The organism is Runella rosea (genome assembly GCF_003325355.1).
GTDB lineage: Bacteria > Bacteroidota > Bacteroidia > Cytophagales > Spirosomataceae > Runella > Runella rosea.
In genome coordinates, this window is record NZ_CP030850.1 from 2,832,068 (window position 1) to 2,852,583 (window position 20,516).

The 20,516-nt window shown below is 44.2% G+C and carries 16 protein-coding genes; 4 read left to right on the forward strand and 12 right to left on the reverse strand.

All coding sequences use genetic code 11. From position 1 onward, the window contains the following. Positions 1 to 27: 27 nt before the first annotated feature. The gene (locus DR864_RS11925; RefSeq protein WP_114067190.1) at positions 28 to 2,358 is read left to right on the forward strand and encodes a hypothetical protein; all 2,331 of its coding nucleotides are present in this window, start codon (positions 28 to 30) and stop codon (positions 2,356 to 2,358) included. A gap of 6 nt (positions 2,359 to 2,364) precedes the next feature. Beyond that, positions 2,365 to 3,273, forward strand: a complete 909-nt coding sequence (locus DR864_RS11930) for a dihydrodipicolinate synthase family protein (protein WP_114067191.1) — start codon at positions 2,365 to 2,367, stop codon at positions 3,271 to 3,273. A 91-nt stretch (positions 3,274 to 3,364) separates the two neighbouring features. Here DR864_RS11930 and DR864_RS11935 read toward each other — a convergent pair whose 3' ends face one another. Both DR864_RS11935 and DR864_RS11940 read right to left on the reverse strand, forming a co-directional pair. Next, complete coding sequence (locus DR864_RS11935) at positions 3,365 to 3,868, reverse strand: nucleotidyltransferase (protein WP_114067192.1); 504 nt, start codon at positions 3,866 to 3,868, stop codon at positions 3,365 to 3,367. Then, the gene (locus tag DR864_RS11940) at positions 3,865 to 4,056 is read right to left on the reverse strand and encodes a hypothetical protein (protein ID WP_114067193.1); all 192 of its coding nucleotides are present in this window, start codon (positions 4,054 to 4,056) and stop codon (positions 3,865 to 3,867) included. Before DR864_RS11940 ends, DR864_RS11935 begins: the two co-directional genes overlap by 4 nt. A gap of 226 nt (positions 4,057 to 4,282) precedes the next feature. Between DR864_RS11940 and DR864_RS11945 the strand changes: the two genes are divergently transcribed. Next, positions 4,283 to 4,516 carry a hypothetical protein gene (locus tag DR864_RS11945; protein ID WP_114067194.1) on the forward strand — a complete coding sequence of 78 codons (234 nt, stop codon included), beginning with the start codon at positions 4,283 to 4,285 and terminating at the stop codon, positions 4,514 to 4,516. A gap of 152 nt (positions 4,517 to 4,668) precedes the next feature. Here DR864_RS11945 and DR864_RS11950 read toward each other — a convergent pair whose 3' ends face one another. The 6 genes from DR864_RS11950 to DR864_RS11975 form a co-directional block, all read right to left on the reverse strand. Then, a complete protein-coding gene (locus tag DR864_RS11950; protein WP_114067195.1) occupies positions 4,669 to 5,304 on the reverse strand; it encodes a hypothetical protein in 636 nt (211 codons plus the stop codon). Between the two features lie 126 nt (positions 5,305 to 5,430). Further along, positions 5,431 to 7,593, reverse strand: a complete 2,163-nt coding sequence (locus DR864_RS11955; RefSeq protein WP_114067196.1) for a polysaccharide lyase family 8 super-sandwich domain-containing protein — start codon at positions 7,591 to 7,593, stop codon at positions 5,431 to 5,433. Positions 7,594 to 7,674: 81 nt separating this feature from the next. After that, positions 7,675 to 9,309: a zinc-dependent metalloprotease gene (locus tag DR864_RS11960; RefSeq protein ID WP_114067197.1), complete on the reverse strand. Its 1,635-nt coding sequence runs from the start codon at positions 9,307 to 9,309 to the stop codon at positions 7,675 to 7,677. A 105-nt stretch (positions 9,310 to 9,414) separates the two neighbouring features. Further along, the gene (locus tag DR864_RS11965) at positions 9,415 to 11,142 is read right to left on the reverse strand and encodes a tetratricopeptide repeat protein (protein WP_114067198.1); all 1,728 of its coding nucleotides are present in this window, start codon (positions 11,140 to 11,142) and stop codon (positions 9,415 to 9,417) included. 308 nt (positions 11,143 to 11,450) lie between these two features. Next, positions 11,451 to 12,176 (reverse strand): hypothetical protein, encoded by a 726-nt coding sequence (locus DR864_RS11970; RefSeq protein WP_114067199.1) that lies wholly within the window; start codon positions 12,174 to 12,176, stop codon positions 11,451 to 11,453. Positions 12,177 to 12,239: 63 nt separating this feature from the next. Next, on the reverse strand, positions 12,240 to 13,397 hold the full coding sequence (locus DR864_RS11975) for a DmpA family aminopeptidase (RefSeq protein WP_114067200.1): 1,158 nt from the start codon (positions 13,395 to 13,397) through the stop codon (positions 12,240 to 12,242). A 298-nt stretch (positions 13,398 to 13,695) separates the two neighbouring features. Here DR864_RS11975 and DR864_RS11985 point away from each other — a divergent pair, with 298 nt between their 5' ends. Further along, positions 13,696 to 14,904, forward strand: coding sequence for a neutral zinc metallopeptidase (locus DR864_RS11985; RefSeq protein WP_114067202.1), 1,209 nt, complete (start codon positions 13,696 to 13,698; stop codon positions 14,902 to 14,904). A gap of 243 nt (positions 14,905 to 15,147) precedes the next feature. Here the strand turns inward: DR864_RS11985 and DR864_RS11990 are convergent, their stop codons facing one another. The 4 genes from DR864_RS11990 to DR864_RS12005 all read right to left on the reverse strand — a co-directional run bounded on the left by DR864_RS11990 (position 15,148) and on the right by DR864_RS12005 (position 20,510). After that, complete coding sequence (locus DR864_RS11990) at positions 15,148 to 16,650, reverse strand: agmatine deiminase family protein (RefSeq protein WP_114067203.1); 1,503 nt, start codon at positions 16,648 to 16,650, stop codon at positions 15,148 to 15,150. A 42-nt stretch (positions 16,651 to 16,692) separates the two neighbouring features. Next, entirely contained in the window at positions 16,693 to 17,760 is a 1,068-nt protein-coding gene (locus DR864_RS11995; protein WP_114067204.1) for a DUF3500 domain-containing protein, read from the reverse strand. A 105-nt stretch (positions 17,761 to 17,865) separates the two neighbouring features. After that, entirely contained in the window at positions 17,866 to 20,022 is a 2,157-nt protein-coding gene (locus DR864_RS12000) for a molybdopterin-containing oxidoreductase family protein (protein ID WP_114067205.1), read from the reverse strand. A gap of 53 nt (positions 20,023 to 20,075) precedes the next feature. Then, positions 20,076 to 20,510, reverse strand: a complete 435-nt coding sequence (locus tag DR864_RS12005) for a WG repeat-containing protein (RefSeq protein ID WP_114067206.1) — start codon at positions 20,508 to 20,510, stop codon at positions 20,076 to 20,078. Positions 20,511 to 20,516: the final 6 nt, after the last annotated feature.

A 20,516-nucleotide genomic window follows, 5' to 3' on the forward strand; every position in this document is an offset into this window, starting at 1 on the left:
AGTGACATTCATTTGATTTACAAACCCATGTTTTCTAAAAATACTTTTTACAATCTCGTTTTCCTTCTTTGCGGCGTAATGACGCTGAACGCTCAACCCATCAGCCTTAAAAATGCAACGGTTATTGTTGCATCTTCGGTGCCTTCGCCCATGAAGGAAACTGCCGCGCGAATGTTGACGGAGGAGATTGCCAAACGTACAAATCTGACCTTAAAAACGGCTGCGAATTGGCCTAAAACCAATGTACTAACGATAGCACTCGTGCTTGCCAATGACCGTGAATTGTTGGAAAAAACCATTCCTGCACGAACCGAGAAAAGCAGCGCGGAGTACCAAGCCGAAGGTTTTCGGGTGGTAAGTGAGGCCAATGTACTTTGGATTATCGGAGCCGATGCGCGTGGGGTTTTATTTGGTACCGGTTGGTTATTACGGAAGCTTCAATTGTCGCCGGGAGTAGCGCAATTGGACACTAAAGTGGATTTTGCTTCCTCGCCGGCGTATCCCATTCGGGGGCATCAATTGGGGTATCGTCATACGGCCAACTCGTACGATGCGTGGACGGTAGCGCAGTATGAGCAGTATTTTAGGGAGTTAGCCATTTTTGGTACCAATGCCGTAGAAGGAATCCCGTTTCATGAAGATGAAAAACCCAATCCGCATTTTAAAATTCCTGCGTCCGAAATGCGCATTAAAATGGGCGCTTTGTGCCAATTGTACGACATGGATTACTGGGTTTGGACACCCGTGACGTTTGAGTTGACCGACAAAGAAAAACGGTCCGCCGAACTCAAACTGCACGAAGAATTTTATAAAAACTGTCCGCGCCTTGACCATATTTTTGTGCCCGGCGGTGACCCCGGCGACAATCATCCAAGCGAGGTAATGCCGTTTTTGAAAGATTTACACCAAATTCTCACCAAATACCATCCCAAAGCGAAGATCTGGATTTCGTTGCAGGGCTTCAGCGTGGAGCAAACGGATTATTTTTATCGGTATTTGGCCGAAAATAACCCCGATTGGTTACAGGGCGTAGTGTCCGGGCCGGGCAGCCCGCCGATGGCAGAAACACGGTTTCGTTTGCCAAAAAAATACCAACACCGCGAGTACCCTGACATTACGCACAACGTCCGTTGTGAGTTTCCCGTGCGCGGTTGGGATCAGGCTTATGCCCTGACATTGGGGCGTGAAGCGTCCAATCCGCGTCCGTATGCCTTTGCTGAAATCCACCAAACCTACGCGCCTTTTACTGATGGTTTTGTCTCCTATTCCGACGGTTGCCACGACGATATCAACAAGGTGATTTGGAGTATGCGCGGCTGGAATCCGCAATTGGACGTCCGCGAGATTTTGACTGATTATACTAATTTCTTTTTTGGAAAAACCGTTAATGAATCAGCCGCCGACGGTATCGCGGCGCTTGAAAATAACTGGAAAGGACCGCTTGTTCAAAACGGCGGCGTAGAAGCAACGTTTGCTTTTTGGAAAAACTTAGAAACGGCCAATCCGACCTTAAAAGGTAACTGGCGTTGGCAGATGCTTTTGTTGCGGGCCTATTATGATACGTACACAAAACGCAGATTAACCTATGAACAACCCCTTGAAAAACAGGCGAATGCGCTTTTGTCAGAAGCTCCAAAAACGGGTGCAGAGAAAGCCATGGAAGCAGCGTTGGAGACCGTAAACAAAGCCGATAAAGTAAACATCGCTCCCGATTTACGTCAGAAAATTGAGCAGCTGTGTGCCGATTTATATGCTTCGATTGGCCTGCAAACGAGCGTGCCTAAGCACAAGGCCAAAGGCTACGAGCGCGGCGCTGTGCTGGATTTGGTGGATTATCCGCTCAATAACCGTTGGTGGTTGGCCGATGAATTTAAGAAAATTAGCGCCTTGCCTTCCAACGAAGCTAAATTACAACGACTGAAAACCATCAGTACATGGGAAAACCCCGGCCCGGGAAGTTTTTACGACGATGTTTCCAGCGTAGCCAAAGGCCCGCGCGTCAAGACGTTCTCCGACGATGCAACCGACGTGGCGTGGTGGCAGGACGGTTTCAGTCGGGCGCGGCTTTCGTCGCAATTGTTTCAGAAATGTCCTGAATTGGTCTATGATAATCTTCAACCGGGTGCGCGCTACATTCTTCGGGTGGTAGGCGAAGGCGAAGCTTTGTTACGGGTAGATAACCATCGTTTACAGCCAACCGTTTATAACCGTGAAACCGAATCGGTGAAAGAATGGATTGTGCCGCTTTCGCTGACGCAGGATGGAAAATTGCACGTCACGTTTGATGAGCCGGAAGAATCGCATTTGAATTGGCGCAAGCAGTCTAAAATTTCGGATGTTTGGTTGTTGAAACAGTAAAAACCAATGAAAGAACTCTTGCCGGTTTCGGGCATCATTACCGTTTTGAATACGCCTTTTGATGGGCAAGGTCGGGTCGATGAAGCTTCGTTGAGAAGAAATGTGCAGTATGCTTTGGCGTCGGGCGTAGCGGGGTTTTTGGTGCCCGCGATGGCTTCGGAGGTGTATTCGTTGGAAATAGCGGAGCGCTTGCGTATGGTGGAAATCGTGACGGAAGAAGTGGCTGGGCGCATTCCGATCTTTGCAGGTGCGGGTGAACGCAACGCTGCCCGACAGCAGGAAATGGTGCGGCACTACGTGCAAATGGGCTGCCGACAGGTGTTGTTTCAAATTCCGTTTGAGAACGAAACCCAATTCAAAAAGCAGTTTTATGACTTAGCCGCCATCGGTCCCGAAATCATCATGTTGCAGGATTGGGATGCCAACGGTGTGGGGCTTTCAGATGCGCTCATTTTAGAGCTTTTCAGGGAAGTAGACGCCTTTCGCAGCCTGAAGATAGAAACCGTTCCTGCGGGTGTGAAATACAGCCGAATTTTGGCATTGACCGACGGAAAACTTCATTTGAGCGGCGGCTGGGCCGTGACGCAAATGATAGAAGGCTTGAAGCGAGGCGTTCACGCGTTTATGCCCACGGGAATGCACCTGATTTATACGACCATTTACAATTACTTCAAAATGGGAGAAATCGAAAAAGCGGAAGCGCTGTTTTATCGGTTACTCCCCGTGTTGAGTTTCTCCAACCAACACCTCGATATTTCGATTCATTTCTTCAAACGCCTTCTGCACCGTCAGGGGATTTACAGCACGCCTACTACGCGCGCGGCACTTTTGCCGTTTGATGCCGTTCATGAGCAAATCGCAGAGGCGCTGATTGAGCGAGTGACGGCGATGGAAGCGGAGTTACAAAAAGGATAAATGGCTTTCTATGCCTTTGGCGGTGCCCTTACCCCCAAGTTTGAAGGAGTTGAAGATGGAAAAACATCCTCAATGGCAAAACCGAAACATCTTACGCCGGGCGAGTCTTATTTTTAATAGCTTTCAATTGCTCAATGTCTTTCAAATCTTTTTCTCGGCCTAACATCTGTTTCTCTGCTATCAAATCATCCAAGCTGATGATCGAAAATTCAACGCCATTTCTGGTAACTTTTTCCCTTCTTAGATAAGCTTCACGGAATTTTGTGGAGGTAGTGACTCCCGGCAAGAAGTCGAGAGTACATGCTTCTAAATTAAATCGAAAGATGGATTTATCAGGTCGGGGAGATTGTTCAGCCCTATATTTGCCGACATCAAATCCCATTTCTTCCAAGGCGTTAAGCAAATTGAAGTAGTTTGAAATGCTGGGACTATACCAAATGTCCAAATCAGGCTTATCTACGACCAATCCATCATGCGTTGTTGATTTTCTGATATATCCATGAAAACCGACAGCCGTCCCACCGATTATCATGCATAATACTTTATATTTATTTAAGGCAGTGAAGATTTCTGTGAAGGTCTCAACGTAACTCATAAGGTATTCGGTATTCTATTCTCAGGCGTATGATTTGCCAATGATGGTTTGTCGTCATCACCTCTTAAGTAATGAATAAAGCTTGCAAATTCGCGATGACGCTCTTCAACCACGGCAGCACTGACCTTTTGGTCCGTTGTAGCGGCTTTCAGCTCCTGAACGGTGTTGTATTTCTCCAGCTTTTTCATGTTTGTTGATCAGAACTTTTTATTCCGGATACCTCAATCAAGCTAATACTTGTACTGATAACACATTTTCTGTTTTAACTATCCATACAAATATAGGTAATTATAGGGCAGTTATGTGGTATCCCTCTTACAAAAAAGTTGAGGGTATTTTTTAACCTTAACGGCGCTATTGGCATTTGAAAAGAACTTTTTTGTTATTTTTGGTAAAGAATAAACTAAAAGAAGTATGTCAACTTTAGAATTGAAAGCGGAGATTCATAAGAAAATAGATGCCTTAGATAATGTTTCCGAACTGATTGATCTCAATCTGTCTTTAGACTGGTTTATGCAGGAAAAGTTAACGGATGAGGAAAAAACAGTCTTGGAAAGATTAAATCAGGCCAAAAAAAGCGCGGATGAAGGGACTGGAATGCTGCATGATGACGTAATGAAAGAAGCAAAACAATGGCTAAAAAGGTAATTTGGCAATCCGACGCAAAAGAGGATTTTAGAGAGATTGTCAATTATCTGCTGGATACATGGCATTTTAAGCATTTGAAGGTGTTTTCATCGCCAAGTGCGTAAAATCAACAAAAAAGGAGTTGAGGATGAAAACACCCTCAACGACACAGATTAATCAATACTTAGTTTTAAAAATTGGCTATAAAGAATTTTTGTGGGTTCTTTATAGTTTTTAAATTGTTTGGGATATTTAACCTTAAGCAATGGTATTTTACTTTTATTGGGCAAATAAATAACACGTAATAAATAATTCCCTTTACCAAAAAAACTCTTTATTGCACTTTCTGATATTATTGTTAAAGGAATAGAACAATTTTGTTGTTCAGACAGTACAACAGAACCTTTCAAAATTTCCACCAAATCTCGTTTATCGAAACCATCCATTAGGGTCTGAGTGCCGATAAAATCGGCCATTGCTTCAAATAAACTATCTTTTTTTTGATTCTCGTAGTAACAACTAAAGAGATATTTTTTTTTATCTTCTTTAGTTAAATCACAGGGAAGGTCATCCTTAGATATTATTTTTCCGAAACTCATATTTTTTTTTGTTTTTCCATGTGCGATTTTATAAAAATCATATTTTATATTTTGGAAAAAAATCATAGTAGGCTCTTTATCTAAATCAACACATTCTAACTCCAACCAAACTTCATCTGATGGAAAGCTACATTTGTGTTTCAAAAGCCTAAGTTCTACATTTTGAGCGTATCCAAGTATGGTAAATAAGAGTAAGACAACTACCTTCATAAGATTAAATTATGGTTTAAATTTCATGCCTTTGGCAGTTTCCTCTCTGCCAAGTTACTCTTGCAAAAAAACGTTGAGGGTGGAAAACACCCTCAACGGCATTAACGGCGTCGAGAACCTCTCACCCTACAATTTAACACCCACACTTTTACCCGCATAGACTCCCTGCGGCAAGTCTACCACCAATAAAGTAGTATTTTGCTTGCTGTCTGGTACGGAAAAATAGCCTTCTCCTTTGGCTGTGTAAATACCCGGTACGGTGACGCTTATTCGGCTCAATTTTCGGGAAGGGTCGGCGAGGGTGAGTTCTTTCAGTCGGTTGCCGTTTAGTTTGAGCATCGCCATGCCTTGGCTGTCCATTCTCAGTTTTGCTCCCTTGGCGATTTCCACTTCGCCGTTCTTATAAAAAGCCAACTGAATGATTCCTAAGTTAGTGTGCTTTACGGCCTGTAAATCAGACGTGTTGGAAAGGATTTCGATGGAACGGTTCGCACTGCCAGCCAATTGCTGCTCCGACACATTGGGCACGATAATGTATTGGTAAGAAGCGCCGTTGGGTTTATTTCCGTGATTGAACCAAAGTGTAAACACGTCTTCTTTGACCTCTTCTTTGCTGATGTTTTTCTGGTCCGTGATGTCCGACCAACGCCCCGTTTCCGGCTGATTGGACAGGTTGATGGTGGTGGGTTCGGGGAAAATGTACCCTACTTTGTCGTGGTACACCCATTTCACCCTTTCAGCCACTCGGTTGCCTTGCGGGAGGGTCTTTTTCGTGCCGTCCTGCATGACGGTTACGTCGCTTCGCATCAATACTTGATTGATGGTGGTGGCGACGGGCAGATCGGGCTTGGATTTAATGTCGGTGCCGAGACACACGTATTCTTCGTCAAAAAAGAACCACGATTTTTTGGCTTCGGTCAGATCGTGCGGGCTTTTGAAATCAAAGGCCACGGCTCCGTACAAACCATCGGTTACGGCCCCCACAAATCCCGTCAGTCCTTCTTTCTGAATGTCTTCCGGGCCGTACAATTTGGGCTTTTGCATAATGGTGGTTCCCGATATTTTTTGCCAGTCGTACACCGCCCAAATGTTGTGGTATTCGTCGCCTTTGAGCATCAGGTAGTTGGTGCCGTCGGCGCGGTGGTGAGTGGTCTTGCCGGGGCCGTTGTAAGGCTCTTCCATGTTGCGGTTGCGGGTAGAAAACATCCGAACGGTAGTATAAAACCCGGGCCGCTGAAACACAAAATGCTCGGTTTGCCAGAAGAATTTGGCGAACGATTGAGAAGGTTTGGCTTCCCCTTTTCGGAGCCGAATGATTTCTTCCATCTCCTTTTTACGGTAATAGGTGCTGACCAAAACCCGTTCGATTTCGAGTGTGCTTTGTGGTTGAAAATCAGCCACTTTCTGCGAAATACTACGGTTTTTAACGCTGATATCTTCGTACACTCCATACACCATTTGTTTGTAGATACCGTCCAAATAATAGTCTACGAGTTGGTTTGTTTTTTCTTTGGAAAAAGCATATCGTGTGCCGGCCACGTAATACAACCACTCGCCGTACGCGTTGGCGTATTTGTCGTGTCCATAGGAGGTGGTATTATTGACGCGGTCCAGTCGGTGGTGAAAACTGTAATCATGTTGAATACCAGGTTCGCCCGTCGCAAATTTCATTTCTCCTTCAATGATTTTGATGATGTTGTCAAACTCCTTTGCATCGCCTCGGAAGAGTAAATTTTTGGCCAAAATCCCCGCAATCACGATTCGGTCGCCGCTTTGACGGGCACCCGACGCACTCATGTTGGCGCGGCCGATCATGGGTTGGGCTTTTTCTACCAAGTCTTTGGGCAATTCATCCCCGATGACCAGCATCAGATTTCCCAAATTGGTGGGCGTGGTGATTTGATTATCGTGCCAGTTGTCACCCACAAAATCATGTTTTACCCAGAAGTCCAATCCTTTCGTTATCAGGTCTTTTACCTTTTTGTTTTGATAAAAAGTCGACGTTTTGCTTTTATAGGCTTTAGCCAAATACACCAGATCGCGGGTGTGGCCTCTGTGTGGAAAGCTTGCGGTTCGGCTGAGGTCGGTGTAGTTGATTCCCTGAAAACTGCCGTCTTCGTTCATCTTAGCCATGATGGCTTCTATGGCCTTATCACTGACATTACTGCTCATCAATTCGGTAACGATTCGCCCTTTGATGGTTTCTAAATCTTTATTTTGGGCGTGGCAGAAAATGGTAAACACGCTACCAAACAGGGCCATCAATAATGCCTTGATACTTCGTTTCATGGTGGATAAACTAGAGGATTAGGGTTTCCTTGGCCGTAAGAAATCAGACCTATCGGATAAAAAGAAGACTTGATAACAAACTTACTTGACCACCTTATAAACCTTTGATGCACTTCCATTCAATTGGATAAAATAGCTCCCCGAGCTCCATGAAGCGGCATCTATGATGTGATAATTTTTGGGCGTCGCAATTCGCAGTATTTCTCGTCCCGTCAGGTCATAAATGATGACACTTTGCGGAGTGAGGGTTTTTATAGTCAATTGGTTAAAAAACGGATTGGGATAGATGGAAACGTTTTCGTTCAAAGGCTCATTTTCTAAACCCGTTATGCTTACCATGACAACATTAGAAGTAATGGTTTTTTGCCCCTGTTGACGCACCCGAAAGTACGCCGTTGTTCCCATAGGTAACGTATACGCTAACGTTTTTTGATAGGAAGAAATGCCCGCTGAGGGAAATGTGTCAATCGTAGCCCACATTTTTTGGGCATCTAGACTGTGCTCAATCACAAATGAATCTCCTAAAACATCGTAGTTGGTTTGCCACGCCATTGCCAGACTGTCTTTCTTTAGCTCATACCTTAAGTTGATGACCGCACATTGAGCTAGCAACTTTTGGGTTTCCAACCGGTCTAATGTTCCATTAATGGTTTCTTTGCTTTTGGGGCTCCAACTAGCAGCTCCGTATTGAGAAAACATCACATAACCCGAAAATTCGTCGTGGCCTGCCCCAAAAGCATGGCCTAATTCGTGCGCCAACAGCCACCTTGTTTGAGCGGCATTTGGAAAGTTTTTCAGCACTACCGTTCCCATCCCGAACTCATTCTGCCCCCCGCCTCCGTAACCCCATGTGTTGAGTTCATTGGGGGTAGTTCCATAGTTTATCCCAGTGACGCCAGTCACAATAAGCGATTTATACTTTTTCCATGAGGCGGGTTTTGTCCATGAATTATTCAGCTCTCCCCAAACCATACCTAGCGATTTGCGACTGTCAGTGGTCCAAGGGGGATCCATTTCGTTGGTCTGAATCACCTGACCGATTACAATGAACGAAATGTTGGCGTTAAATACATAGGGGCCCCATATTTCTTGGGCTGCGGCCAATTTCAGAAGATTATCCGCCTCTAATTCAGCGCGGTTTTGATTCAAAAAACGATAGTGGGCGTAGTCACTTACAAAACCCACTGGAAATTCATAACAACCACTCAAAAGCGCCGCCCCAACTCGGGCGAACGCGGAGGTTTTGGCCACTGGTTGGTGGTCGTGGTTACAGAAATAAGCTAACGCTCCGTTTGGGCTAATTTTTTGGTAAGAATACAGCGAGTCATTCGATTTTTCCAAACTGACCAAATCACCGTCTTCGACCATCAATAACCCATAAAATTGGCGGTCAATAGCCGCAACATAGTATTTTTGGTCATGATCGATTGCTTCAAAAAAATTCACCTTGCTTGGTTCTTCCCCTTCCGACGTCAAAATCGTATCATACTGCTTGAGCCGACTGGGACTCAGGATTAAGTTGAGCGTTTTTTGGGGTAATTCAATACGTAGTTTTTGGGTAAACCCCTGTCCAGTTTGTTCAATTCTACCACGGCCCAAGGGTTGTTCAGTGCCGTTTTTCAACGTATTTTCAGGTACAAACCGAACCGTCGTTTGAGCGTTGGCAAATGTTCCAACCCACAAAAAAGCTGATGTTATTAAAGTGACAATTTTCATAGATTTAACCCCTCACGTTCGACGTCATAAAACGGCGGATTACGCACCAAGCACAACATCCATACACCAACTGAAAGACCTAGGCTGGGTATATCTAATCTGTAATTACCTTTTCTTTGCTATTGCATAAATACCCTTATCGCCATACTTGCTGGCTTCTTTTAGCTTGATTTCCAACTCCTTGATTTTATCTGGGTCGTTTTTCTGGACATACACATTGAGCATCGCATGATAAACGTAGACACTGTTGGGGAATCGTTTGAGCAGTGCATTATAGGCGTCAAGGGCTTTATCCCATTGGCCTGCTTTTTCGTGCGTCCGGGCGAGGCTCACGGCCACGGGTCGCGCATACAGTGGAGGTTCGCCGTAGCCTAATTCTAACTCCTGTTTTTGGGCTTTTTCCAGCAATTTTATCGCCTGTGCATAATTGCCCTCCTCACTTTTGATGCAACCTTGGAGTTCCAAAGAGGCCGTATTCAGCGGATTTTGTAGCCATTTGCTCAGGGTACTGTCTTTTCCCGCTTGTTTTTCGTTACGCCACAAAAAAGCGTCTAAATTGTTGGAGAGCTGTGTAGCTTCATTGAGTTTGCCTTTTGCAAGGGCGTCCATACCTTTACAAAAGAGCAACAAGCCATTTTTAAAATCCATGTTTGACACACTATACACGGTGTCTTTGTCGAGAATTTTCTCCAACTGAACTACGGCTTTGTCCCAATACCCAAACGCCATTTCCATTTTGGCGGGGGCCAGTGTGCCTTGCTGAAAAAACGTACCGTCGTAGGCTTTTTTACGCTCTTTGGTCACGGGCATACTTTTTAGTTTTTCGGCATAATACAGCCCCTCGTTGTGCCTACCGTCGTGCACGCAGTTGTTGATTAAGTAATTGATATTGTGGATATAATTCCAGTTGTCTACCTCCTGAACACCTTCTTTTTTCATGTAAGCAGAATCTACTTTTACAGCCGCCACAAACGAATCGTGGGCTTTTTTGTAATCTCCCACTCGGTTGTAAATGTGCCCCGGCATGTGCACGATGTGGCCCGAGGTGGGGGCGAGTGAGGTCAATAAATCGGCACTTTGAAGGGCTTTTTCGGGGCAACAATGCTCCATCTGGTGAATCCAATAGTGATGAAAGGCGTGGTTGTTGGGGTCGGCTCGTTGTATATCTCGTAGCAGGTATTCACTGTAAATCATGCCATCGTTGGGGTTTAAATCGGTATCAAAACCACTCATTTTTCCTAAGGCAAGCATTAGTTTAGCATCAATATCATCAGGAAATTTATGGACAATGAGTTCGTATTTTTTGACGATTTCAGGATAGGCCTTTTCTTTGAGGGAGTCACTCAAAAGCGCCATTTCGGCATACAGTTTCTCGTGCTCATTGGCCGTCTTTACCAACACTTTCAGTTGTTTTATGGCGCGTTGTTTCACACTTTTATAGACGCTATCTTCTTCGGGACCAGCGGTTTGAATCAGTCCCCAATACGGCATCACGGCGGTAGAATCCTGCCGAATGGCTTCTTTGAAGGCGCGGTATGCCTCAAAATCCCAAAAATCGTGCAATAGGTTTAGTCCTTGATTGAAATACTGCTGCGCTTTTTCTGACTTGGTTTCAATCTTCATTTTAGACTGACCAATGCCCGTCATCAATTTGGGAGGCGGTAAGGTATGAATGTAAAAAGTTTGCGCCCGCGACGCCTGCATGTGGGCTAGGTGGTCATGATTTTTCTTATTATCATCTACATGGTGGTCATGCTGGGCATATGTGTTTGTGTTGACTGTGAGGATACAGCCAACGGCGAATAGACAAAAAAGCAGGGTAGGGTTTCTCATGTTAGATTTAGTTTAAAATAAACGCTAATGCATTCTTTATCAATGGATTTTAATAGATAATGTCACTAAAAACGTCGTTTTTGATAGTTCTCCATAAAACCCAAAGTATCTTTTAATTTTTCAAATCTAGAACTACCTTTTAAGCCATATTCTAATGCTATTTGCTATGGTAATTTCGTATTTTAAGCTATCAATTAATTTTGTATTTTGGCCAAAACCAAAGCTACTTATGAGGGCGAGAGGGATGGTCAGGATTTTCACCATCCATTGGTTTTAAGAGATAATTTAATAGTGAATCCCCCCCCTCATTAAATCGATCTAAACCACTCACAGAATGATTGCCAGAAAGGGTATTGATAAAAATTAAGTACTGAAAAATGGTAGAACAGTAAGACAAGCAGGGCAAGGGGAAAGACATTCCACCGTTTATTAGAACGTACATCCCAAATACATAAACCCAACAGTAGCACGTCGGCCATTAGAAACCCGATGACGGGAACAACGGGCATTCTGTCAATGGTGGGGACATAGGCAACTAACGAAGGAATGTAATTGCCAATGATGCGGTCGGTGATGGGGGTAAACATCGGAAACGCCGTACAAATCATGTAGCGGGCGTGGATGTTAGCTTTGCGTTTATGATAAATGGCCAATCCATAAAATATCAAATACGCGATTAACGCATTGACCACCAATGCAACGAAAAAGTAGCCAGTGTTTCCAAGTTGTTCAACCTTAGATAAACTGTATTTGAGTAAGTCCAGGGTGGTAATTACCAATATCGGTACCAGCAGATACGAGAATTTTCCGAGTGTTCTATGAAGTCGCACTTTTTTAGTCCGTATCAAATACGGCTGAATGATGAGCATAACAAGCCACAGAATAAGGGCCATGCCGTGGGTGTGCATACGGTAGTTTTCTTGGTCAAAAATTCTGGTAAAATAGGAGTTCCAGAAACCCACAATCGCACACAAAAAGAAGACGATAAAGAAAATAATGATGTAGCGGTAATTAATGGATTGCGTTGGTTTCATTGTTCGTGATTTCTAAGATTTAGGCATCATAATCCATTGCATAAACCTCGGCCAGAAGTTGATTTATTTTACTCTGTTATACTTTTTCAATACATCAATCACAGTTTTATGCGGCAGGGCATAGGCTTTATTTCCGTTGATGCCTTCCATTGTTTCAGCGGCAACCATGGCGTTGATGATGGCTTCTTCGGTAGCCTGCACGGTGGCTTCAAATAAAGGATTAATTAAATCGTTGGGCAATTGGTCTACTTTTGTAAAATTCTCACGCTGAAATGCTGCGGGATTGGCGGTCGAAAACGCAATAAAAATATCGCCCGAACCATTTTCGCCCCGGCCCCCTACTTTGCCTATGCCAATAGGAACCCGCGCCGAGATTCTTTTTAACTGATGCGGTAGCAGTGGCGCATCAGTTGCCACCACAACAATGATGGAGCCATCGCCAGGTTGGTAGGAAGGAGGCGCTTTGAACTCGTAGTTTAGAGTGTCTTTCAACTCCTGTCCTATGGATACTCCCGCAATGGTGAAGTTTTTTTTGCCACCAAAGTTGGATTGAACCAATACGCCTACCGTATAAGTAGAGTCTTTAATTTTGACAATTCTGGAAGAGCTACCTGTTCCGCCTTTAAAACCCAGACACATCATACCCGTACCACCGCCTACATTGCCTTCTTGTATTACGCCTGATTTGGCGATATTTAAGGCTTCGAAGACATGTTTTTCTTCGACATGAAATCCGTAAATATCATTTAAAAAACCATCATAAGTTTCGGCCACGACGGGATACGTGTACCAAAAATCTTCTTTGTACCAACCCGTTTTTACATACCATTTCAAGACCGCGTCCCGCACTACACCCACGCTATTCGTATTGGTTATCATTATCGGCCCTTCTAAAAAACCTGATTCAGTGATCCAAGTAGTACCGGTCATTTCACCGTTGCCATTCAATGAGTACCAGTTGGCAAATACGGGTTTATTATTTCGTCCTCTTGGCAATATAGCCGTAACGCCCGTTCTGATAGGTCCTTTGCCGCGTATATTCTTACCTTGACCAGAAATAATGGTGCTATAGCCCACCTCCACGCCTTTTACATCCGTGATGGCATTGAATTTTCCCGTTGTACCTTCAAAAGGAATTCCGATTTCTCTCGCGCGGGGTTTTTGGGCGTAGCTGAAGGATTGGCTCAATAAGGAGACTATGAAGAACAAAATAATTTTCATGATTTATGATTCAATATATAGAAGGATTATTTGTAATTAGGCATTGGGCACCAAAACAATTCAAGAATCTGACAATAAAAAAACCAAGCATCTTTTTTGGCTCTAGAACTGCTTTGCGTTTGTCGAAATTGAAAAAAGGTTTGCGAATACTTATTCCTTTTGATTTATTCTGTACACTTACGGGTAGTTATAGACCTATTCTGTTTATTTATCTCATAAAAACCTTTAAATAAATCAATGAGACGATTATAATGCTTTTTTGGTATATTAGCAAATCATAAACCTAAACTACAAAAGCATGAAAAAACTACTAGTACTTTCAATGGTGTCGCTCTTTTTTTTGGTAGGATGCGAAAGAGAATCCTCCATCAATGTTACTGAAAACAACACCATGCAGGGAGCTAATTTAACATTAGCAAAAGAAAGATTAAATGCATTAATTAAAGAAGGCAAATTGGTCCCTAAGTTTGGTTCGGCCTTAGGAAAAACCACTCAGGGATCTTCCAATGCGCGGGTTGGGGTTCAATCATCTATTTGGTCAAAAACCCCTGATTACAGTTATTACCAATCTCTGGTCCAAAGGGCAATCAATCCTGGTGACTATGAGTGCGGGCCGACTGAAATTGATGGATACATTCCACCGCTTATTGTGGGTTGGACAAGTAGTGACTTTTTCTATTACAATTACTTCGGTGATTTTGCTTTTTTGGAAGCTTATTTTTTAGACAATACGGATGGCGGAGACTCTTTTGGTACAACTGGGCAGTTTACCAACGTGACCAACCGTGTTTTTAAAGATTTAAAGCGATTCTGGAACATACCCACTGATATTCAGATTGCGGACGCCCACGGAACCATTTATAACAATGTGCCTCTAGTAGTAGCAATGGTTAAGGAATTTTTTACGTATGGTGGAGGGCCTGTTCCTGACGATATCGCCTTAGACTTGGCATTGACATTGCAAGAGGTATTTGGCTCACCCCAATTTCATTATTTTAACAATCCTCTGTTAACGTTTAATGCCTTTGCTTCAACTGCTGATCCAGCTTACGGTCTTCCCAAAAAAATTGTAATGGGCGATGGTATTCAACAAGCGTATGCTGATCTGGGCTACAGTGATGTGGCCACACAGGCTATATTGGCTCACGAGTATGGCCACCATGTGCAGTTTGCTCAAAATGTGGATTTTGGCAATAGCCCTGAAGGCACCAGAAGAACGGAATTAATGGCCGATGCCCTTTCTGCTTATTTCCTCACCCATAAACGCGGAGCCGCTTTAAATTGGAAAAGAGTTCAGGAGTTTTTGGGTGTTTTTTATTCAATAGGAGACTGTGCATTTGACAATGATGGACATCATGGTACGCCAAACCAAAGAATGAAAGCGGCTGAATTTGGTTATCAACTTGCCAATCAGGCTCAAAAACAAGGCCAGATATTAACAAGTGAAGCGTTTATTGCTCTATTTGATGCCGAACTTCCCGTTCTTATTGCACCTGATGCCGATTAATTAATCCCTTCTATCCTTCAGAGCAGATTCCAAAATCCGCTCTGAAGGATAATTAATATAGGCAGTATTTCGGTGATTTAATTATCCTATCTGCCAAACTGAGAAGTTAAAGGGAATTTTATGGTTTCGTTTAATAAAACATCTCCGCCCAACAAATACTCCAAAGCCAGCCAAGCCCCTGAATAGAGAGCATCATAGACGAAAATGGAGGTGCGTCCAATTCAAAGTTTTTGGAATACTTGGTCATCGCTCCACCGTATAAAACCCACTCGGTGCAGTGCGGGGCATGGTTTCTCTGTTGCCCGATTTTGAGGCCGCCGAGATATAATACTCAATGATTTCATGGGTCACTTTTGTGGGAATAGTAGCATAAAAATGAGTGTCATTACCTGCAGATTTCAGCGGTTCTTCTTTCCAGTTTTGTTCTCCTTTCACGCGCCAATATACTCTTTGGGCTTGCGCTTCCAACCCTTTTTTGCTATAATCAATGATGGTAGCATATACAGTCAAAGGCTCGTTGGGTGCTATTTTTGCTGGCAACCTTTTGACCGTGAGGTAAAGCATCTGACTGTCCCATATCGCACGGGTGCGGCAATGTAGCGCATCGCCATAGTTCCAACCGTAGCCTGATTTATAGTGCTGTTGCATGGCCTTCGAGACAATGGGCTCGTCTTTCAAAGCATAAGTAAATCCTTTTACTACATAGCCTGGCATGGCTTTTTGCCACGTTTTAATCGCCTCGCTATCTTCTTTGATTTGAAACAACGGCACATAGATGGTTTTGTTGACAATAATCGAATTGGTATAAGCCGCCAATTGTTCTTTGTCGTAGCGGCCCGTTTTTATTCTGATGATTTGATAAGGGCGACCATAGACGGTTTTTAGTTTTTTCAGTTCATCCTCAACGATGTTTTCATAAACGGCATACAGCTCATGGTCGGTGGGTGGTTCGGCTACGAGTATGCGCTCTTCGTCGAGGAGTTTCATCAAACAGTCAAGATGCTGAATACCCCGTTTTTCAAAGTTGGGAAGAATGTGGTACTTACCAAATCCAGCTAATTCTTTGTTAAGACGAAAGAAGTTTTCTTTAGAAACACCATAAAATTGGTTCTCATTCAGCAAGATACAAGACGAAAACGCCGTACCGAGTCCATCGGTCAGGACATTGCCGCCCGTGGTGATAAAAGGCAAGTCCAATACTTCGATATTCAGCCCTTTAGCCAGTGGTAAGGTGGCGTTGTCGTCGGTTTCGGTCTTGATGATTCGGTTTGCTTTGTCTTTGTAGATAAATTCTAAAGAATCATCACAACCCATTTTGGTGTTGGGGGTGGCAAAAATGTACTTGCCGTCGCCGAGTTTCATGGTGCCATCGGGCATAAAAATGGCACTTGGTCCCCAGTCTCTCGTCCACCAAGCATCAATTCCCTGCGGAGCTTGCACAAACGTAACCCTTGCCGCATCAATGCCCCATTGGGTGTACCATTTTTGGGCTTCGATTTTAGAAGAATCGTTTGCGACTAACGTATACAGGTGATTGTCTTTGGCCAGTTCTACCACCAATTTGTACGGCACACACAAAGGCCACACTATCATAGTTCCTTTGGCGGGTTCCCATTCGGCGGCGGTTCGGTTGGTGTTGGTTTGGGTATAGTAATTAACATCCAGACTCAATTGGCCATGCTTTTGCTGGCTTGTACAGGCTGCCAAAAGGCATAAAAACAGTAAATGAGTAGATTGAAATTTCATAGTCTTGTATTGTTTTAACCTCTACAGAAACCACCTCAAAACTCAATGTTTGGATGTTTTATAGTGTTGGTGCAAAATATCCTCGCCAAAATCATTACCTTTTTCCCGAAGAATGGCGTGAATATGATTGCCATCGTTCTGAAAGCCTACGTTGTCATATTCAATCAAAAAGTCAGGCCCATGGATAATGTAGTAATGCGGTTTATCGTTTTCGAGGCTGCCTATCCAAGCAAAATACACCTTTTCGATGCCCGATTTCATGATTTTTTCCATCAACTGATGCGCTTTCACGTGTTCAAAATTATGGGTATATTCTTGAATCAACAGTTTGAAAAGGGTCATTTGGGTTTCGTTCAACTCTTTGGCTGCAATGCCATAATACCCCTCAATACGCTGCTTGGCCTGTGGCGAAGTAATGATGTCTTTGGGAACGTCTTGTTTCAAAATAGCAACCGCTTTTTGGGCATCCGTAAGTGAGTTTATGAACATAAATCCATAATCTTCTTCTTTGCTCAACACCCGCAAACCCGAATATTTTCCAAACTTAACTTCGGAAGGGTCGGTGCCAATAAAGTAGGGCGACATGGTGATGTTCTTGCCGTCGGAAGTGAGGCTCAATGCCATGTGATGGCCCCCAAAATTGAGCCCCCAAGGTGCGTTGGTGTCGGGCTTTCCCCAAACAGAAACGAAATAATTTCCGTAAGCCCATTTAAAATCTTGCATCCGTTTTAAGAGCTTTTGGTCAATTTTTCCTTCATCAAAAGATTGTTGATAAAGTGAATTTAAGATGTCGTCCAAGGCCATAATACTGGTTGTTTTCAAATATCCCTGCGAACTGAGCATCGCCGAAAGCACCCGATGAAAAGCCAATCTACTTTTGTCAGAAAGAGAGCCGTAGGCAATTCCAGACCGAGGCACCAGGCCCACGGGCAGGTTGGTCCATTTGTAGCGGAGGCTATCGTTGAAATCATAGACCGTCTTTTTCAATTCCTCTTGATTGAGCGTATTGAGAAAAGAGTTTACGGTTTGTACAAGGGGTTGATTGACTTGAGCAAAACCTGTTGACGCCATAATAAGGCTCAAAATGAGGATTCTAAGGAGGGTTTTCATTTAGGTAAAGATTTAGAAATACTTCTTACATTATTTGATAATGCAATATCAAATAATGTAAGAAGTATTAGAAATTTATTCAAGATAATGACGGAAGTAATGTTTTCAAACCTTCACCACCTCCACTCTCGCTTCTTGGAGGGCGGCGCTTCCGCCCATGTCGGTCAGTAGGTCATGCGTGAGTGCGTTGGCCGACGAGCCGCCTTTCATCAACGACGACCAAAAACCTTGGGGCATACAAACTACGCCTTTTCTTACTTTGTTTTTGATGCGGGCGGTCAGGTACACTTCGCCTCTTTGATTGAATACTTTGAGCTCATCGCCCTCTGCGATGTTTCTCGTTTTAGCATCGGCTTCGTGGATGTCCAAATAAGGCTTCCCTTCCTTTTTAGTGTGTTTTTCGTGGTTGGCACGGGTGCTGTTCAAGAAGTTTTTGGTGGATTTGACGGTCAATAAATGCAACGGGTATTTTGTCAAATCTTCTGCTGAATAAGAAAAAGGGACATAGTCGGCAATAGGCGGGTTTTGGTCAGCATCGTACAACTTGCATTTACCGCCCAGTTTACCAAAATTCCCTTCGGCGTGGGGCGTCCATTTTTCGGTCACATTCAATTTGGCCCAACCTGTTTTCCGGAGCGATTCAAATGTGATTCCTTTCAAATAAGGCTTGTCGCTGTCCAAAAGGCTTTTCACGATGTCCAAATCGGCATGATACAGGTACTTTTCTGTGAAACCCATCGCTTTGGAAAGTAGCCTAAAAAACTCAGTATTGGATTTTGATTGACCCAAAGGTTCAATGGCTGGTTCGTTGAAAGTCAAGTAAGGCGTTCCATAAGAGGTCAGCAAATCCCAGTTTTCGAGGGCGGTGGTGGCGGGAAACACATAGTCGGCATAACGAGCCGTGTCGGTCAGGAAGTGTTCCAAAACGATGGTTAATAAATCTTCTCTTTCTAAGCCCTTCACCACTAAGTTTTGATTGGGCATGGTGACGGCGGGGTTGGCATTAAACACCAAAAAGGCATGAATAGCTGGTTTTAATTCTTTACTGGTGAGCGCTTTGCCCAGTTGTACCATGTTTACCTTTCTGGTCTTTTTGTTTTTCAGCACTTCGGGCGTATCAAGAAGTTGGTAGTTGAGGGCATCGCCAAAAAGTTCATAGGTCATGTTCATCAACCCACCGCCTAGCTGTTTCCATGCGCCTGTGAGTGCGGGCAACATGGCGATGGCTCGGGCCGCACTGGCGCCGTTGGCTTGGTGCTCAAGGCCAATCAAGACCCTGATAAGCGACGGACTTCCTTTGGCGTATTCACGGGCTAATTGGGTGATGTCAGTTTCATTGAGGCCCGTTATTTGGGCTACCGCCCAGGGCGAATAGCGTTCTACGTGCTTGGTCAGCTCTTCAATGCCCGTGGTGTACTTATCAATATAATCTTGGTCTTGCAGTTTCTCATTTAAGATAACGTGAACAAGCCCCAACGCTAGTGCCGTATCGGTACCTGGCAAGGGTTGAATGTGCCAATCGGCCTGCACGGCCGTTTGTGATTGGAACGGGTCAATGACCACCAATTTTGCGCCTTTTGTACGCACTTTTTCAATAATTGTCCACAAGTGCTGATTGGAATGGACGGGGTTTGTGCCCCACAAAACAATGTATCGGCTATGAATGATGTCTTCGGGTAGTACGCCCGTGGTTTGCCCGTTGGTCGCCATGATACCCGCCTCAACAGCTCCGCCGCAGATGCTCCGCTCCAATTGTGTAGCCCCGATTTGGGCAAAGAAATTGTCGCCTGCGTTGATTTGCACTTTGCCTTCGTTGCCTCCGTAACTAAACGGCAAAATGGCCTCTCCCCCTTTTTCTTTGATGATGGTTTGCAGTTGGGCACTGATTTCCGAAATCGCTTTTTCCCACGTGATTTCTTCAAACTTGCCTTCGCCTTTTTTACCGATTCTTTTCAACGGATTCAGTAATCGCTTGGGGGAGTAGGTGACGTCGGTGGGATAATTGGCCATTTTATCGCAAAGCTTTCCTGCCGTAAAAGGGTGCTCGGCAGGGGCTTTGAAATCGGTGACTTGGTTGTTGGCAACGGTCACCTGCCAACTGCACGAGTCGGGGCAGTCCAAACAACAAGCCCCATTGACAGTTTTGGACGCATTGGCCTCCGAACAAGACGAGGCGATGAGCGGCATCAAACTAAGCCCAACGGCGCCCTGCGTGCTCATTTCAAGAAAGTTACGGCGGGTTATTTCTTTGGAGGCAGCCATGTTTTTAAGGGTTTAGGAAGATTTAATAACGAATTTTGATTGAAAACTAACGGCTATTTTTTTGCCCCACTTTTATCCACGTATTCCCAGGTATCGCTCACCCAGCTACGGTTTTCACCCTCGGTGATTGTTTGGCAACGGGTGCTGACTTTGGCTTTGCCGTTTTCAAAAGGATAGGCGCAGTCAAACTTTGGCTCGATGACGATTTCATAAGTTTTGGCATCGGCATAGCCGATTTTGCCGTTTTTTACTATTCTAATTAGCCCCTCCGACGGGTAATCGGGGCCATTGTCGTAAACGAATACTGCGTAGAGCGCCATTTTTTTGCTGTCCATGATGACCCATTTGCCTTCGGTGGTTTGTACCATCGCCAATGAGTCGGTGGGAGCCTGCTTTTCTTCATTATCAGTACCTGAAGTACAAGAAGCACCAGTGAGTAATCCGCCAACAAGGAGCAGCAACAGGATTTGATGAAGGGTTGTTTTCATTGTTTG

What these genes read in the sequence shown, in the direction of transcription:
- DR864_RS11925 (WP_114067190.1), top strand. Translation starts at nt 28, where the DNA reads ATGTTTTCTAAAAATACTTTTTACAATCTCGTTTTCCTTCTTTGCGGC.
- DR864_RS11930 (WP_114067191.1), top strand. Translation starts at nt 2,365, where the DNA reads ATGAAAGAACTCTTGCCGGTTTCGGGCATCATTACCGTTTTGAATACG.
- DR864_RS11935 (WP_114067192.1), bottom strand. Translation starts at nt 3,868, where the DNA reads ATGAGTTACGTTGAGACCTTCACAGAAATCTTCACTGCCTTAAATAAA.
- DR864_RS11940 (WP_114067193.1), bottom strand. Translation starts at nt 4,056, where the DNA reads ATGAAAAAGCTGGAGAAATACAACACCGTTCAGGAGCTGAAAGCCGCT.
- DR864_RS11945 (WP_114067194.1), top strand. Translation starts at nt 4,283, where the DNA reads ATGTCAACTTTAGAATTGAAAGCGGAGATTCATAAGAAAATAGATGCC.
- DR864_RS11950 (WP_114067195.1), bottom strand. Translation starts at nt 5,304, where the DNA reads ATGAAGGTAGTTGTCTTACTCTTATTTACCATACTTGGATACGCTCAA.
- DR864_RS11955 (WP_114067196.1), bottom strand. Translation starts at nt 7,593, where the DNA reads ATGAAACGAAGTATCAAGGCATTATTGATGGCCCTGTTTGGTAGCGTG.
- DR864_RS11960 (WP_114067197.1), bottom strand. Translation starts at nt 9,309, where the DNA reads ATGAAAATTGTCACTTTAATAACATCAGCTTTTTTGTGGGTTGGAACA.
- DR864_RS11965 (WP_114067198.1), bottom strand. Translation starts at nt 11,142, where the DNA reads ATGAGAAACCCTACCCTGCTTTTTTGTCTATTCGCCGTTGGCTGTATC.
- DR864_RS11970 (WP_114067199.1), bottom strand. Translation starts at nt 12,176, where the DNA reads ATGAAACCAACGCAATCCATTAATTACCGCTACATCATTATTTTCTTT.
- DR864_RS11975 (WP_114067200.1), bottom strand. Translation starts at nt 13,397, where the DNA reads ATGAAAATTATTTTGTTCTTCATAGTCTCCTTATTGAGCCAATCCTTC.
- DR864_RS11985 (WP_114067202.1), top strand. Translation starts at nt 13,696, where the DNA reads ATGAAAAAACTACTAGTACTTTCAATGGTGTCGCTCTTTTTTTTGGTA.
- DR864_RS11990 (WP_114067203.1), bottom strand. Translation starts at nt 16,650, where the DNA reads ATGAAATTTCAATCTACTCATTTACTGTTTTTATGCCTTTTGGCAGCC.
- DR864_RS11995 (WP_114067204.1), bottom strand. Translation starts at nt 17,760, where the DNA reads ATGAAAACCCTCCTTAGAATCCTCATTTTGAGCCTTATTATGGCGTCA.
- DR864_RS12000 (WP_114067205.1), bottom strand. Translation starts at nt 20,022, where the DNA reads ATGGCTGCCTCCAAAGAAATAACCCGCCGTAACTTTCTTGAAATGAGC.
- DR864_RS12005 (WP_114067206.1), bottom strand. Translation starts at nt 20,510, where the DNA reads ATGAAAACAACCCTTCATCAAATCCTGTTGCTGCTCCTTGTTGGCGGA.